Origin of the sequence: Streptomyces parvulus, from assembly GCF_014648855.1 — a bacterium.
GTDB lineage: Bacteria > Actinomycetota > Actinomycetes > Streptomycetales > Streptomycetaceae > Streptomyces > Streptomyces parvulus.
Genome location: NZ_BMRX01000017.1, coordinates 122,236 through 138,577, shown reverse-complemented (window position 1 = coordinate 138,577; position 16,342 = coordinate 122,236). Strand labels below are relative to the sequence as shown.

Sequence of the window (16,342 nt, the reverse complement as noted above, 5' to 3'; positions counted from 1 at the left end):
TCGGTGGTCTCAGACTTGGACGGGATCGAGGCCGAGGGCGATCGGGGTCTCCTGTCCGCCCCAGCCCTGCGGGGTGCGCCACAGCACGTGGACGCCGAAGACGGCGTGGACGGCGGCGGGCGACCAGGCCTCGGCGGGGGGCTGGGAGAGCACCAGACAGAGGTGGTCGGCGGCCGTCCGCAGCGTGTGGTTGACCTCGCGCAGGAAGGCCGCTCCCGAGCGGAGGTCGGGGTACGAGGTCAGACCGGCCCCCAGGACCTCGTAGAGGAAGTGGCCGTGCTCGGTGGTGCAGGTGACGTCGACGACCGGTGAGTCGGCCTTCGGCTGCCGGTCGGCCCGCAGGAGGGCCGCCATCAGTTCGAAGCGCACCGCCTCATGGGTCTTGCAGGTGCGGTCCGTCGCGGTCGTGGTTTCCAGGAACCGGAGCAGGTCCGTGCTCGGCCCGTCCGTCGGTTCGGACTCCGGTGCGACGATGCCGACGGTCGTGCTGGGCATGGGGTGGTTCTCCTCCGGCTCGGGCTGCTCGTGCTGCTCAGGCAGCTGCTGCGGCGTGGGCGATGCGATCGGTTCGGGTCGTTCGGACGGGGCGGACTCCGTATCCGGGTTCTCGTCCACCGGGCTATCGGTGATGGCCGCGATGCGCTGTTCCAGCGTCCGGTGGGCCTCGGTCAGGGCCTCGGCCCAGCCGCTGCGCCGGAGTTCGGACCGGAACCCGTCCAGGTCGGGGGTGTCCGAGGCAAGCGCGCGGTTGGTGTTCGCGGCAAGGTCGCGCAGCAGGGCCAGTCGGTCACGGTCCGGGGAGCCGAGGGTGCGCCAGACGTCCAGCCAGTCGTGCTGGTCCAGACGCAGGCAGCGGTTGGCCATGCCCTTGAGTTCGGAGAGCCGGGCCCGGGCATCGCCCGTGATGGTGCCGTCGGTCAGTTCCCCGACGACGGCGAGCGCTTCCACGTACCGCTTGGCCATGGTGGGCGAGATGGGCCTGCGTCCGCGCTCGTCGACGGTGACGAAGGTGACATTGGAGGTGTGGCGCAGGACCCAGGCGTTCAGCTCCGTCCCGGCGCCGGGGGCGGTGGAGCCGTGGCGCACGGCCAGGAGCAGCGGGCGGTCGGTGGATGGGGTGACCGCCTCGACCTTGTAGTTGCCGCCGGTGGTGTGGCCGACGACGCGGACCCTGATGTCGGCGCCGATCTCGGGGGCGTTGCCCACTGCGGTGGGCGGCCTGGTGGGGGCCGGCGCGGACGGTTGTTCCGCGGGGTCCGATGTGCCGTTGTCCGCGAGGGCCTCCGGGAGCGGTGCGGTGTGCAGGACCGTCAGGCTCTGGGTGCTGCGGGTCAGCGCGATGTAGAGCTGGCGCAGGCCGGCCGGGCCACGGTCGGCGATGGTGGCCGGTTCCACCACGAGGACGTGGTCGTACTCCATGCCCTTGGCCTGGGCGGCGGCCAGCACGGACACCGCCTCGCGCTCCTGCTGCGCAAGGCCGTCCGCTTCGTCGAGGTGGCGGGCGATCTCCTCGATCCAGCCGGAGTCGTCGGGGACGATGACGGCCACCGAGCGCAGGGTCTGCCCGTCGCTGCTGCCGAGGAGGCGGACGGCCTGGGCGACGGTGTCGTCAAGGAGCCGCCACGGCTCGGTGGCGATGGTCCGCACGGCATCCTCGCCGGCTGCACGCACAGCTTGCGGGTACGGCAGCGACGGGGCGACCGTGCGGGCCAAGGGCGCGACGAACTCCATGATCTCGGCGGGCACGCGATAGCTGGTGGTCAGTTCCGCCACGCGCCAGTCGCCGTGGTCGGACAGCAGAGTGCCCAGGCTCGCCCAGTCCGTGTACGCGCGCGGACCGGTGGCCTGGGCGAGGTCACCGAGGACGGTCATGGAACCGCCCCGCGCGACACGCCGGCGCAGGGTGCGGGCCTGCATGGAGGTCAGGTCCTGGGCCTCGTCGATGACGATGTGGCCGTAGCGGCGCGGAGTCTCGCCGGTGATGAGGTATCGGAGTTCCTCAAGCAGGACCAGGTCGTCCAGGGTCCAGGGGTCGTCGTCGGCGGTGGCGGCGCGGGGGCGGTGCAGGGCCGCCTGCTCCTCCTCGTCGAGGACGTCGGTGCCACAGGCGCCCAGCAGTTCGGGCAAGTCGTAGAGGCTGCGCAGGGTCTCCAGGGCGCCGGGCGATGGCCAGACCCGGTCCAGGAGGCGTTCGACCTTGCGGTTGCGTTCCAGGCTGCGGCGGATCGTGCCGTCCGCGCCGCGGCGGGGGGCGACGGCGGCGAGTTCGCCCAGGAGGCGGTCGACGAGTTGGTTGCGGAAGCGGTCACGGCGCTCGCGATGTGAACCTTCACCGCCGCGTGCCTCGTCGAGGAGGGCGAGAACTTCCGAGCGCGGCACACGCAGGGTGGTGCTCCCCGCCGTGACGGTGAGCGCCGGCTCGTCTCCCTCGAAGGAGGGAGCGGTGAGCAGGGCGTCAAGGGCTTCGGGACGACACTCTCGCTCCACCCGCCGCTGCAGAACGGCCGCCATGCGTTCGTCGGACTTCACCAGTCGCGCCCGCGGGGTGTCCGTGCCGAGGATCTCCCCCTCCCACAGGCGGGACAGCTGAACGGCGTTCACGTCGCGGGTGCCGAGGGTCGGCAGCACCTGGCCGACGTAGTCGAGAAACCTCTGATGGGGTCCGATGACGAGAATGTCCGAGGCCGTGAAGTGCTCGTTGTTGACCAGCCAGGTCACGCGATGCAGGCCGATCGCGGACTTGCCGGTGCCCGGCCCGCCCTGCACGACGAGGATGTCGGTCGGCGAACCCGTGACCAGGGTCATCTGGTCATGGCGGATCGTCTCCACGATGTCCCGCATCCGGCCGCTGCGCGAGCGCTGCAACTCGCGGAGAAGAAAATCGTCCGGTTGCAGGGGCCTACGGCGCTCGACACGGGCGACATCGCCGGGAGTGGGGGTCGGCGGGCGCTCCTCGCGTTTCCCCGGGATGCCCGGCCGTACATCGGTCGGGGCGTCGTCCGCGGCCGACCTCGGCGCGGGCACGAGCCCGGTGTCGGAGACGGTCTCGGAAGGCGGGGCGGAGAGCGCTCCGGGCACGGTGATCTCGTCGAAGTAATCCTCGACGACATGTTCCGCGCAGCGCAGCCGGCGCCGCAGCACGATGTCGTCCGGCGCCTCCGGCCGCGCTCCGAGCCACTTGGCGGCCATGCCACTGGTCCAGAGCACGACGACGGTGTCGCGGGTCCGGACGTCGGAAACCGGACGCCGGCCGACGTACCAGGGCCGGGGCTCGCCGCCGGGCTCCTCCGGTGCGTCGACTCGGGCGAAGACCAGCGACTCTCCTCCGAGGTTGCCGTAGGCCGCCGCCCGCTGCTCCGTGTCCTTCTTGTTGGCGATGCCGTCCTTGCCGGTGGCCGACGCCGTGGCGGCCCCCGTTCCGTTCATCTCGGCCAGCCGCGCCTCGTAGCAGGCGTACGCGTGGTCCACCGCGTTCTGTTCGTGGGCGATGACGTCGCTGCGTGTGGTCGTGCTCATCTGCTTCCCTCCCTTGCGGCGCCCTGGGGACGCCGCTACGGGCATACGCCCGTCCCCGGCGACATGACTATCAGAAACCGGACGGTGACAAACAGTCCGGGCCCCGATTCGGAAGGCCCGGCGGGCATCGCCGCACGCCTCGGCTTCCCCGGCCGCTCCGGCGTGCGGGCGAACGCCGTACCGGTCGACCGGTTGAGCCCTCGCGACGAAGACGGAGGGAGGTCATCGAACGCTGGCGCGGGCCACGGCCTCCAGCTGGCCGATGCCCACCGGCCTCCGCGTCGCGCCCTGCGTCAGCTCCAGTCCGTCGTCGGTGCTGTGCACGCGTCGGACGGCGGCGTGCCGGTTCTCCCACTCGACGAAGCTGCCGGGAGCACCGTCGAGCAGTTCCAGTTCCCGCACGAGCGTGTCCAGGGACGCGAAGCCGCGAGCGTCGCCCTCGCTCATGCTCCGGGTTCGGGTGTTGTGGTAGCGCATCTTGACGAACGGCACCTCGGCACGGTCGAGCCTGTTCGGCTGGAGCATCTTGCGGAACCTGCCCCAGGCCTCCTCCTCGTTCTCCCGGCCGGAGATCTCACTGGCGTAGGCGGGAAACACGGCGTAGGTGACGGCGGCCAGCTCCGGGTTCTCGGTGGCGTGGTAGCCGTGCACTTCGGGGGCCGCGACCCCTACGGTGTCGAACCGCGTCCCGTGGTGGTGGAAGCCGCTGACGGCCATCAGGGGCCGCCCCCGCCCCACGAAGCCGTCGTCATGGGCGCGCGCGTGGGCGAGCAGTGCCGTGACGAGCGCCCCGTCGTAGCGGCCCCGTGCGTTGACCTGCAGATTGTGCCGGCCGTCGGTGGAAACGGCGGCAGTGAAGGCGAACATCGGGTTCGGCGACCACCGCCATCCGGACGCCAGACCGGGGACGGGAGCGGCGCCGGGCATGGCGGGCAGGACGGATGCGGGGTTCACGGGGTGGCTCCTGTGCTCGGGCGTGGGGTCCTTGGAAGCCCTCGGCGGCGGGTCGTGCCCGACACGCCGAGCCAGGTTTTCATCCTGCCCGTCTCAGGCCAAGGCAGCCAACGGCGCACCCAGTTGATGCGGGCGAAGCGGCGATCGAAGGCCCCGGATCGATCTTGGTTCGGGGATATGGTGCGGGCTTCACGAGACTGCTCCCGGAGGTACTCGCCTGTGGCCGACAGCTTTGTTCACCTGCACAATCACACCGAGTACTCCATGCTCGACGGCGCCCAGAAGCTGAACCCCATGTTCGCCGAGGTGCATCGCCAGGGCATGCCGGCCGTCGCGATGAGCGACCACGGGAACATGTTCGGGGCCTATGAGTTCCAGCAGGTGGCCAAGGACTTCGGCTCGGTCAGGCCGATCATCGGGATCGAGGCGTACGTGGCCCCATCCTCTCGGCGGAACCGACGACAGGAGTTCTGGGGGCCCGGTGGCCGACGGGCCGTGTCGGACGACGGCGAGGGTTCGAAGGACGTCAGCGGTGGTGGCCGCTTCACCCACATGACCATGTGGGCGTCGGGGGCACAGGGACTGCGGAATCTGTTCTCGCTGTCCACGGAGGCGTCGTACACGGGCCAGTTCCCGGCGGGCAAGCCCCGCATGGACATGGAGCTGATCGCCGAGCACGCCGAGGGCGTCATCGCGACGACGGGCTGTCCCTCCGGCGCCGTCCAGACGCGGCTGCGGCTCAACCAGTACGACGAAGCCCGCGCGACCGCCGCCGCCTACCAGGACATCTTCGGCAAGGAGAGCTACTTCCTGGAGCTGATGGACCACGGACTGTCCATCGAGAGGGACGTGCGGGACGGGCTGCTGCGCCTGGCGAAGGATCTGGGTCTGCCCCTGTTGGCCACCAACGACGCGCACTACGTCCACGAGAGCCAGGCCGACGCCCACGACACCCTGCTCTGCATCGGCGTGGGCAAGAACAAGTCCGACGAGAAGCGCTTCCGCTTCAGCGGCAGCGGCTACTACCTGAAGTCCGCGGCCGAGATGCGCGCCCTGTTCGCGGAGCTTCCCGAGGCCTGCGACAACACACTCCTGATCGCCGAGCGGGTCGGGTCCTACGACGAGGTCTTCGACAACGTCGACGAGATGCCGCAGTTCCCCGACGTGCCCGACGGCGAGAGCCAGGAGTCCTGGCTGCGCAGGGAGGTCCTGGCCGGCCTCGCCATGCGCTACGGCGATCCGGTCCCCGCCGAGGTCCTGGAGCGCTTCGAGACCGAGATGTCCGTCATCGGACCGATGGGGTTCTCCTCGTACTTCCTCGTGGTCGCCGACATCTGCAAGTACGCCCGCGACAACGGCGTGCCCGTCGGCCCGGGACGCGGCTCGGCCACCGGCTCGATCGTCGCCTACGCGACCCGCATCACCGAGCTGTGCCCCCTGGAGCACGGTCTGCTGTTCGAGCGGTTCCTCAATCCCGAGCGGATCAACCCGCCGGACGTCGACCTCGACTTCGACGACCGTCAGCGCGACAAGATGGTGCGGTACGTCACCGAGAAGTACGGCGACGAGTACACGGCCATGGTGAACACGTTCGGCAAGATCAAGGCCAAGAACGCGATCAAGGACTCGTCCCGGATCCTCGGCTACCCCTTCAGCCACGGTGAACGGATCACCAAGGCGCTGCCGCCGGACATCATGGGCAAGTCGATCCCGCTGGACGGGATCTTCGACCCCGGTCATCCCCGCTTCGGCGAGGCCGGTGAGATCCGTGCGATGTACGAGGCCGAGCGGGACGTCAAGACGGTCATCGACACCGCCAAGGGCGTCGAGGGCCTGACCCGCGGCACCGGCGTGCACGCGGCCGCGGTCATCCTGTCCAAGACCAGGCTCACCGAGCGCATCCCGCTGCACATGCGCGCCTCGGACGGCGTGAAGATCACCGGCTTCGACTACCCCAGTTGCGAGAACATGGGCCTGGTCAAGATGGACTTCCTGGGGTTGCGGAACCTGGGCGTCATCGACCACGCCATCCAGAACATCCGCGAGAACCGCGGGGTCAGGCTCGCCACCGTCGACCCGATGGACGGCGACACGAGTACCGTCGTCATTCCCCTGGACGACGGGAAGACCTTCGAGCTGCTGGGCCGCGGCGACACCTTCGGCGTGTTCCAGCTCGACGGCGGCGGCATGCGCGCGCTCCTCAGGCTGATGGAACCCACCCGGTTCGAGGACATCGCCGCCGCCCTCGCCCTGTACCGTCCCGGCCCGATGGCCGCCAACGCGCACACGAACTACGCGCTGCGGCAGAACGGCAAGCAGGAACCCGATCCGATCCACCCGGAACTCAAGGAAGTCCTCGACCCGATCCTGGGGTCGACCCACCACCTGCTCATCTTCCAGGAGCAGATCATGGCCATCGCCCGGACCCTGGCCGGCTACACGCTCGGCGGCGCGGACATGCTGCGCCGCGCGATGGGCAAGAAGAAGCCCGAGGTACTGGCCGCCGAGTGGGAGAAGTTCCACGACGGCATGCGGGCCAACGACTACTCGGAGGAGGCCATCAAGGCCATCTGGGACGTGATGCTCCCCTTCTCCGGCTACGCCTTCAACAAATCCCACACCGCCGGCTACGGGCTCGTCTCGTACTGGACCGCGTACCTCAAGGCCAACTACCCGGCCGAGTACATGGCGGCGCTGCTCACGTCCGTCGGCGACGACAAGGACAAGGCGGGTATCTACCTCGCCGACGCCCGCAAGCTCGGCGTCACCGTCCTCCCTCCGGACGTCAACGAGTCGGTCGCCGAGTTCACAGCCGTCGGCGACGACGTGCGCTTCGGCCTTCGCTCGGTCCGCAACGTCGGCGACAACGTCATCGACACGGTCGTCGCGGCCCGTAAGGCCAAAGGGAAGTTCACCGGCTTCGCCGACTTCCTCGACAAGGCCGACCTGCCGGCGCTCAACAAGCGGGCCATCGAATCCCTCATCAAGGCGGGCGCGTTCGACTCGCTCGGCCACACCCGCAGGGGACTGTGCGCCGTGCACGAGGCGGCCGTCGACGCGGTCGTACCGTTGAAGAAGGCCGCGGCCTACGGCCAGGACGACCTGTTCGCCGGGCTGGGGGGCGGTACCGGCGGCGCGTCCGGCTTCGGCCTGGAGGTGAGGATCGACGACGCCGAGTGGCCGCGCAAGCAACTTCTGTCCATCGAGCGGGAAATGCTCGGGATGTACGTCTCCGCCCACCCCCTGGACGGCACCGAGCACATCCTCGCCGCCCACCGGGACACCACCATCCCCGACCTGCTGGCCTCTGGGCGGACCGAGGGGACGGTGCGGCTCTCCGGGCTCATCACCAGCGTCCAGAACAAGGTGACCAAGCAGGGCAACGCCTGGGCGATCGTGAACCTCGCCGACCGTGACGGCACGATCGAGGTCCTCTTCTTCCCCGCCGTCTACCAACTCGTCCTGGGCGCCCTGAGTGAGGACAGCGTGATCTCCGTGCAGGGTCGCGTCAACGACCGTGACGGCGCCCTCAGCATCTTCGGCCAGGAACTCCAGGTCCTCGACGTGTCGGCCGCCGAACGCCACGGAGCGGCACCGGTCCAGCTGGCCTTCCCGTACCACCGCGTCAACGAGCCGATGGTCAGGGAGCTCCAGCGGATCATGGACGCCCACCCCGGCGAGAGCCCGGTCCACCTTTCCGTACGCGGCCCGCGGAGGACCACGGTCTATCTGCTCCGGTGGAAGGTGAACGCGGCCACGATCGCCTCCGACATCAAGGGCTCGTTCGGTCAGGACAGCTGGCACGGTGTGGCTTGACCGACCGTGACGTGAGCCCCGTCCGCGTCGACGCTCGCCGGAGGGTGGCGACGCGGTGGGTGCGCGCGTCCGGCGGCCGGGCAGCGCGGGGCCGGCCTGGACGCCCGTCACCCGGCCCCGCCGTACTCACAGACCCGCCGCGGCCCTCAGCCGCTCGACGCGGTCGGTGCGCTCCCAGGTGAAGTCGGGGAGTTCGCGGCCGAAGTGGCCGTACGCGGCGGTCCGGGCGTAGATCGGGCGGAGCAGGTCGAGGTCGCGGACGATGGCGCCGGGGCGCAGGTCGAAGACCTCGGTGACGGCGTCCTCGATGCGCTGCTGGCTGACGCGTCCGGTGCCGAAGGTCTCGACGAAGAGCCCGACCGGCTCGGCCTTGCCGATGGCGTACGCCACCTGGACCTCGCAGCGCTCGGCCAGTCCGGCGGCGACGACGTTCTTGGCGACCCAGCGCATCGCGTACGCCGCCGAACGGTCCACCTTGGAGGGGTCCTTGCCGGAGAAGGCGCCGCCGCCGTGGCGGGCCATGCCGCCGTAGGTGTCGATGATGATCTTGCGTCCGGTCAGGCCGGCGTCGCCCATGGGGCCGCCGATCTCGAAGCGGCCGGTCGGGTTGACCAGCAGCCGGTAGTCGTCGGTCTCCAGCTTGATGCCGTCCGCGGCCAGCTCGGCGAGGACGTGTTCGACGACGTAGTGCCGGATGTCCGGCGTCAGCAGGGTGTCGAGGTCGATGTCGGAGGCGTGCTGGGAGGAGACCACGACGGTGTCCAGGCGGACCGGGCGGCTGCCCTCGTACTCGACGGTGACCTGGGTCTTGCCGTCGGGGCGCAGGTAGGGCACGGTGCCGTCCTTGCGGACCTCGGTCAGGCGCCGGGACAGCCGGTGGGCCAGCTCGATGGGCAGCGGCATCAGGGAGGGCGTCTCGGCGGTGGCGTAGCCGAACATCAGGCCCTGGTCGCCGGCGCCCTGCCGGTCGAGTTCGTCCTCCTCGCCCTCGACGCGGGCCTCGTAGGCGGTGTCGACGCCCTGGGCGATGTCGGGCGACTGCGCGCCGATCGACACCGACACGCCGCAGGAGGCGCCGTCGAAGCCCTTGCGGGAGGAGTCGTAGCCGATGGCCAGGACGGTGTCCCTGACGAGCTGGGCGATCGGCACGTAGGCGGTGGTGGTGACCTCGCCGGCGATGTGCACCTGGCCGGTGGTGATGAGCGTCTCCACGGCGACCCGGGCGCCGGGGTCCTCGCGGATCATGGCGTCGAGGATGGCGTCGCTGATCTGGTCTGCGATCTTGTCGGGGTGGCCCTCGGTCACGGACTCCGAGGTGAACAGGCGACGGGGCATGACTCTCCAGGGAAGTGGCGTCTGTCGGCGGCCGGCGGACCCGGCCGTCGCTTCGGCGCGGCGGGGCCGGTCACCTGGGGCGTCCGGCTCGTGCGGCGACGGATTCGAGCATCCGGGCGAAGGTGGTGTCGTCGGTCGTGGCGCCGGTGAGCACCACGAGCGGCGGCCGTTCCCCGTCCGCCGCCACCCGCCGGGCCCCCTCGCAGGCGGCGGTGCCGCCGCCGGAGAAGGCGGCGAGGACGAGCAGGGGGCCGGTGTCGGGCAGGGGGTGGCGCGCGGTGTGCCCGCCGTCCGCGGTGTCCGCGGTGGGACGCAGCAGGGTCACGGCCTCGGGGCCCCGGTAGGCCTCGGCCAGCCGTTCGTAGCGCGTCCGGGGCAGGCCCGGCGTCTGGACGAGGCAGACGGTGCCCGCGCCGGGGGCGGTGGCCGGGCGCAGCGGGACCAGCGGGGGTTCCGCGGGGGTCCCGGGCGGCGTGGCCGGGGGCGGGCCGGCTGGAGCGGAGCCGGGTGCGGCGGGAGCCGTCGACAGCATGCGCAGCAGCTCGGCGACGGTCGTGGAGTCGGCGGGCAGGTAGGGCATCTCGGTCAGCAGCGACGCGCTGTCGTTGAGGACCTCGGTGGCGTCGGCGTACGGGGAGTGGTCGTGGGTGGCGGTCAGGACGAGTCCGCCGTCGTCGTCGTGCCGGGTGACCAGCGTGACGGGGAAGGCGGTGCGGGCGCCCAGCGGTTCGGGCCTGCCCACGCGCACGCCCCGCGCGGCGAGTTCGGCCGACAGGTCGTCGACGGGGCGGGGCCCGCCCTCGAAGACCAGGAGGCTGCCGTCCTGCGGTGCGGCGGGAGCGGGCGCGGGGGATCCGGGGCCGCTGTCCCGGGTCCCGCGTGCCGGGGACCGGTGCGCCGCGGCGGCCGCGGACGGTACGGGTGCGGAGGTCGCGGGCGCGGGGGTGGACCAGTCGCGTACCTGGCCGGGCGAGACCCATTCGTAGGCCGCCATGTCCAGCACGCGGTCGCGCACCTCGGCCAGCAGGGTGGCCACCGTGGAGTGGGGGTCGACCTCGACGCTCAGCGGCAGTGGGACGCGCAGCGGTGCGGGCAGGCGCTCGGCGCCCTCCAGGGTGATGCCGCGGCCCGAGACGGCCACGCCGAAGCGGACCCGTGCCGGGCCCTGCGCACCGCTGGCCCGGTACAGCAGGACGGCCCAGAGCGCTTGCAGGACGCCGCTCTCGGTGCTGCCCCAGTGGGCGGCCCAGGCGGTGAGCCGTTCGGCGAGTGCGACGTCCAGGCGCACCTCGGTCCGTCCGGTGGCCGACCCGGGGGCGGCGGTGGGCGGGACGGGGGCGTCGGTGAGCGGGACGGGGGACACGGCGTCGGCGCGGGGCGCGGAGTGCGACCAGTAGTCCCGGGCCGGGCCGGGGTCCTGGTGGTGCAGCCAGCGGACGTAGTCCCGGATGTCGGGGCGCCGCTCGCCGCCGGGCAGCCGGCCGCCGGCCAGGTAGGCGCGGTAGAACTCGCGCACGAGCAGGCGGGCGCTCCAGTCGTCGAGGAGCGCGTGGTGGTAGGTGAGCAGGACCCGGGAGGGCGTGTCGGCGCCGCGCCCGGCGCCGCCGCCCAGGACGGTGACCCGCAGGGCGGGGGGCAGGCGCGGGTCGAGGCCCCGCCTGAGGTCGTGTTCGACCAGGTCGGGCCAGCCGACCGTGCCCTCCGGCAGCCACAGGACTTCGGCGTTCACGTCGTCGTGGAGGAGCAGCAGCGGGTCGGGTCCGTCGCCGAAGGCGGCGCGCAGCACGCTCTCCCGGTCCACGACGGACTGCCAGGAGGCGCGGAACCGGTCGAGGTCGAGCGGGCCGTGCCAGGCCCAGGTGAGCCGCTCCACGTGCCGGCCGGGGTGGGCGTCGGCGTCGGCGAGCAGTTCCCGCTGGAGCGCGGTCGGGGGTACGGAGCGGACGGTACGGGTGCCGGGGACCGGGTGGGTGAGCAGATCGGCGAGCAGGCCCCAGGGGAAGGCGGCGGGCGCTCCGGGGGGCAGGCGCAGGGTGTGGGAGGCGCCGTCGTGGTCGACGACGTTCGGCCAGGCGAGCGTGTCGGGGTGGTGGACGGCGACCTGGTCGAGGGCTGCCTCCAGGCGGTCCCCGTCCAGGGGTCCGTGCACCTCGAGGGCCGGGTGGCCGTGGGGTGCGGGTCCGAGGTCGAGCACGACCGTGGTGGCCGTGGCGTCCCGGCCGGGCTGCGGTGGTGAGGCGTGATTGGCGGTCATCGACGGTCCGGGGCGGGCACCTTCCGTGGTCGCGCGTACGGCGTGCGGTCCACGCGTACGGCTGTGTGCACGACGTTTGTGTGCACGACCTCGGCGTGCGGCTCGAAGGCCCCCTCCCTCCCCTCTGTGCGAACGCCCGACGAGTATGCGCGCGGCCGCCGACACGGACCCCACACGGTGCTGACACGGCGCTGGACAGGGGCGATGCCCGTACGGCGGCCCGGTGCGGTCACGGGTCCGCGCCCGTCCCGGCACCGCCCGGCGCAGCGGGGGCGAGCAGGTCCGCCACGGCTCCCATGAAGCCCTCGTCGAGCATGGTGTGGGCCGCGGTGTCGCGGGAGCTGTCGAGGCCGGCGTCGTGGCTGGCGACGCTCAGGAGGTAGCGGCCGAGCACCCGCCGGGTGCTGAAGGCCCATTCGCCGCGCGAGGCGGGCCGGCCGTCGGGGGCCAGCAGTCCCTCACCGTCGGCGCCGAAGCCGAACTCGGTGAAGCCGAGCCGCAGTCCCTGGCCGATGGCCTTGGTGTACGCCTCCTTCAGCGTCCACAGGCGCAGCAGGGCCGCCGACCGGCGCCCGGCCGGCAGCAGTTCCAGTTCGGCGCGTTCGGCGGGGCTGCACACGTGGCTGTGCAGGAGGTCGAAGGACATGGCGCGGCCGGCGGGTTCGGCGTCCACGCCGATCCGGCCGGTGCGGCTGACGGCCACCGCGATCAGGTCGTCGGTGTGGGTGAGGCTGATGTCGACCTGGTCGAGGCCGCGCAGATAGGGCCGGCCGCCGATCTTGTAGGCGAGGTTGAGGTCGGTGGCCCTGGCGTCCAGGGCGGCGGCGGCCGTGTACTTGGTGACCAGGCGCGAGGTGAGGAACCGGAAGCGGATGAGCGGGTCCTCGGTGCGCCGGTAGCGCTGCCAGTCGCCGCCCAGGAGCGGACGCAGGCCCGGATCGGTGACGGCGGTGCCGAGCCACTGGCCCCAGGTGGTGAACACCACGGCGTTGCCGCGCGACCGCATGCCCTCGCGCACCCGGTGCCAGGGGCCGTCGGGTCCGACGACGTGGACCGGCTCGCTGATGCGGTCGAGGTCGGCGGGGCCGGCCTCGGCGGGTCCCGCGCGGACGGACGCGACCGCGTGACCGGTGCCGGCGGGGCGGGGGTCGCTCGGGAAGGTGTCTGCCGGGGAATTCACTTCGGGCCACCCTTTCCGGGGGTCGGGCTCGCGGGGCGGGCGGCGTCAGTGGGCGAGGGCGGTGGAGTCCAGGTCGCAGGAGATGCCGGACCGGTGGCGGCGGATCAGCTCGTCGAGCAGCCGGTGTGTGCAGCCGTCGGGCAGGTCGGGCACCGGGACGCCGAGGCGGGCCCCGATCCGGGCGAGGGCGAGCACGGCCCAGGCGGGGTCGGCGAGGAAGGGGTCGGTGCCGTCCTGGGCCTCCCAGACGCCGAGGACCGCGGCGGCGCTGACGATCAGGCTGTAGCGGTCGCTCAGTACGCACACGGCGGGATCCGCGAGCGCCCGGCCGCCGGAGGCAGGCAGCGCCCGGCAGGTCTCGCGCAGGGCGCGCAGTTCGGCGACGAACGTCTCGGCCAGCTCGGCGAGGACGCCGACCTGGCCGCCGACCCCGCGGCAGGCGGCGAGCCGGGCGGCCGAGCCGGCCAGGGAGGCGGCCATGAAGTCGCCGCCGCCCGCGATGCCCAGTGCCCGGTAGTCGAGTGCGGGCAGTTCGGCGCCGGCGCGGAAGAGTTCGGGGGGCGGCTCGTCCTCGGCGAACCAGGCGGACTCGGCCAGCGTCCTGAGCTGCGGGACGATCACGGCCTGGCAGGAGGCGGTGCCGGCGTGGCCGAGTCCGGCCACCGGCAGGTCCCGCACCAGTTTGCCGAGGGCACCGTACTCGGGGCTCTCCAGGTCGTAGCCCCGGCCGCCCAGTACCGCGGCCAGTTCCTCCAGGTTCTCGCGCAGCAGGTCGGGGACGACGTACTTGACGGCCGCGGCGAAGACGTGGGCCCGGCCGGGCAGCAGGCCGAGCGCCCGCAGCGCGACGGTGGCCATGGCGTCGCAGGCCAGCAGGTCGGCGAAGACGCCGGTGAGGGGCTTGTGCCAGCGGCGGGCGACCCTGCCGCCGCGCCCGGTGGCGGCGGCGCGGACGGCGGAGTGCAGGACCGTGTCGACGGCGGCGGTGACGACGCCGCAGATCACGCTGCGATTGACCTGGAAGGTGCGCAGGGCCAGGGCGACCCCGTCCCCCGGGGCGCCGACGAGCGCGTCCTCGGGCACCGCGCGGCCGTCGAACTCCAGACCGCTGAAGAGGGCTCCGCGCATGCCGGCGGTCTCGACCCGCGGCAGGTGGCGGGTGGTGCCGGGCGCGGCCCGCGCGGGGTCCAGGAGGAACACCGAGTGGCTGCGCGGGCCCCGTGCGGGGTCGGTGCGGGCGTAGACGACCTGCGCGTCGGCGCGCGAGGCGTTGATGACGACGTCCTTGCGGCCGTGCAGGAGGTGGCCGCCGCCGGGTGCGGGGCGGGCGGTGAACTCGTCCCGCAGGATGGCGTTGGCATGGGCGAGTTCGTGGTGCAGGATCGTGGCCCGTCCGCCGGCCAGCAGCTGTCCGGCCAGTTCGTGCCGCATGCCTTCGCCGCCGGCCGCCCAGACGGCGCCGGTCGCGAACATCGAGGTGATGCCGTGGCCGAAGCCCAGGGCGACGTCGCGCCGGAAGACCGGGCGCAGGGCCCGGGCGAGCAGGTCGGCGCGGGTGAGCCGGCCGCCGTGGGCGGCGGGCACGAACTCGGCGGCCCAGCCCTCCTCGTCGAGGAGCGCCTCGGTCTCGCGCGGCGGGGTGCGCCGCTCGTCGGCGGCGAACAGGGCGCGCAGCCCGTGGGGGTTGGCCGGGTCGTAGGGGTCGCCGAGGAGGGATTCCAGCCGTGCCGCACGCGCGCGTGCGGCCTCCTCCCAGCGGCCGGGTCCGCCGCCGGGTGCGGGCGCGGTCCGCGCGATGCCGGTCATGGCGCGCAACTCAGCTCCTTCGTCCCCTCGCGGCGGGCCTCTCGCACGCCCGGACGCCAGCTTGACCAGGCCGGCTCGCGCGGAACCGGAAGGGCGGTGGAGCGGTGCCGGAGCCGCGCGGGAAGCGGCGCTGGGCGCGGGGTCAGACTCCCGCGCGCGCGGCCAGCTTGCGTGCGACGAAGGTGTCGAGGGCGCGCAGGGTCCGGAAGTGCTCGAGGTCCATGTCCTCCTCGCCGACGGTCACGCCGAACTCGCGCTCCACGAAGGCGACCAGCTGCATGCCGAACACGGAACTGACGTAGCCCTGCTCGAAGATGTCGTCGTCGTCCCCGAGGTCGTGGACCGGGAAGAACCTGGAGAGGTAGGCCGCCGTCCTGGCTCTGGCGTCCGTGCTCATCGCTCACCGTCCTGTCGTCGGTTCGGCCCGCCGGCGCTCCGTCGAGGGCTCCCGGCCTCGACTGTCCGGGCAGGCGCTGGAGTGTGCCCGGAGCCCCGATGGACCCCGGGCACACGAGCGGTTCAGCCGGCCCCGACCACCGACTCGGCGTACTCGCGGGCCAGTTCGAGGGTGGCGGTGGAGTTGCGGCCGAGCGCCTCGCGGACGTACCTGCGGGCCTGTTCCAGGTCCGCGCCGGGGCCGAGGACGCGTTCGACGGCGTCCTCGCGCAGCACGACGCTGTGCTGCGCCACGGCGGTCGTCCCGCTGCCGTCGGACACCACGGACCACTCACCGGTGTGCGCCTCCATCAGCGCGGGGGTGGCGGTCTGCTTGTAGACGATGCGCCCGGCGTGCGGGAAGCAGATCCGTACGGACTCGGTGGTGTGCGAGGCGCCGTCCGCGGTGAGCGTGTCCATCGCCATGACCTGGACGCCGGGCGCGTCCTCGGTCAGCTCCAGCCGGGACACGTGGGGGATCAGCCGGGGCCAGTCGCCGACCCGGTAGAGGAAGTCGTAGACCGGTTCGGCGGGCGCGGCCACTCGGATCGAGTCCTCGAAGGAGAGGACCAGGCCGTCCAGGCGCCGCCAGCGTTCGGCGAGCCGCTTCAGGCCGGCCAGCTCGGCGCGCGAGTTGGTGTCGACGGCCCGTTCCACCCACTCCGCGTCGCCGGGCCGGTCGCCGTGGACGGTGAAGTCGTGCAGCAGGGTCAGCAGGGTGGTGCCGCCCGCCAGTTCCTCGATCGCCCAGGTCCCGTTCATGGTCCGCACCGGCGCCTGCGGGTGCGACTGGCGGAACTCGACCCGCCGGGTCGCCGGGTCCTGAACCCGCTGCGAGATCCAGGAGCGGACCTGGCCGTTGGCCGTCGCCCACATCCGCAGCCGTTCGTTGGTCCCGTCCGTCTCCAGTCGCTCGACGTGGACGTTGGGTGGAAAGAACAGCGGCCACCGCACGGCGTCCGCGATCAGTCCGTAGACGATCCCGGCCGGTGCGTCCACCTCGGTCGAGTGCGACGTCCTGTGCACGCGCTCACCCGTCACCACAC

Annotated in this window: 9 protein-coding genes; 1 reads left to right on the top strand and 8 read right to left on the bottom strand. The window is 72.5% G+C overall.

Annotated elements, in window-relative coordinates:
• Positions 1-9: 9 nt before the first annotated feature.
• Both IE108_RS29605 and IE108_RS29600 read right to left on the bottom strand, forming a co-directional pair.
• A complete protein-coding gene (locus tag IE108_RS29605; protein WP_064732223.1) occupies positions 10-3,516 on the bottom strand; it encodes a HelD family protein in 3,507 nt (1,168 codons plus the stop codon).
• A 222-nt stretch (positions 3,517-3,738) separates the two neighbouring features.
• A complete protein-coding gene (locus tag IE108_RS29600) occupies positions 3,739-4,470 on the bottom strand; it encodes a hypothetical protein (protein ID WP_064732222.1) in 732 nt (243 codons plus the stop codon).
• A 219-nt stretch (positions 4,471-4,689) separates the two neighbouring features.
• Here IE108_RS29600 and dnaE point away from each other — a divergent pair, with 219 nt between their 5' ends.
• A complete protein-coding gene (gene dnaE / locus IE108_RS29595) occupies positions 4,690-8,286 on the top strand; it encodes a DNA polymerase III subunit alpha (RefSeq protein ID WP_064732221.1) in 3,597 nt (1,198 codons plus the stop codon).
• Positions 8,287-8,412: 126 nt separating this feature from the next.
• On the opposite strand, the gene metK is transcribed toward dnaE, so the two are convergent.
• The 6 genes from metK to IE108_RS29565 form a co-directional block, all read right to left on the bottom strand.
• Entirely contained in the window at positions 8,413-9,621 is a 1,209-nt protein-coding gene (gene metK / locus IE108_RS29590; protein ID WP_064732220.1) for a methionine adenosyltransferase, read from the bottom strand.
• Between the two features lie 70 nt (positions 9,622-9,691).
• Positions 9,692-11,875 (bottom strand): condensation domain-containing protein, encoded by a 2,184-nt coding sequence (locus IE108_RS29585; protein ID WP_064732219.1) that lies wholly within the window; start codon positions 11,873-11,875, stop codon positions 9,692-9,694.
• A 229-nt stretch (positions 11,876-12,104) separates the two neighbouring features.
• Positions 12,105-13,055: a 4'-phosphopantetheinyl transferase family protein gene (locus IE108_RS29580; RefSeq protein ID WP_229852515.1), complete on the bottom strand. Its 951-nt coding sequence runs from the start codon at positions 13,053-13,055 to the stop codon at positions 12,105-12,107.
• Positions 13,056-13,100: 45 nt separating this feature from the next.
• Positions 13,101-14,861: an acyl-CoA dehydrogenase family protein gene (locus IE108_RS29575; RefSeq protein ID WP_064732218.1), complete on the bottom strand. Its 1,761-nt coding sequence runs from the start codon at positions 14,859-14,861 to the stop codon at positions 13,101-13,103.
• A 142-nt stretch (positions 14,862-15,003) separates the two neighbouring features.
• On the bottom strand, positions 15,004-15,258 hold the full coding sequence (locus tag IE108_RS29570; protein ID WP_064732217.1) for an acyl carrier protein: 255 nt from the start codon (positions 15,256-15,258) through the stop codon (positions 15,004-15,006).
• 122 nt (positions 15,259-15,380) lie between these two features.
• Entirely contained in the window at positions 15,381-16,337 is a 957-nt protein-coding gene (locus IE108_RS29565; RefSeq protein ID WP_064732498.1) for an aromatase/cyclase, read from the bottom strand.
• Between the last annotated feature and the right edge of the window lie 5 nt (positions 16,338-16,342).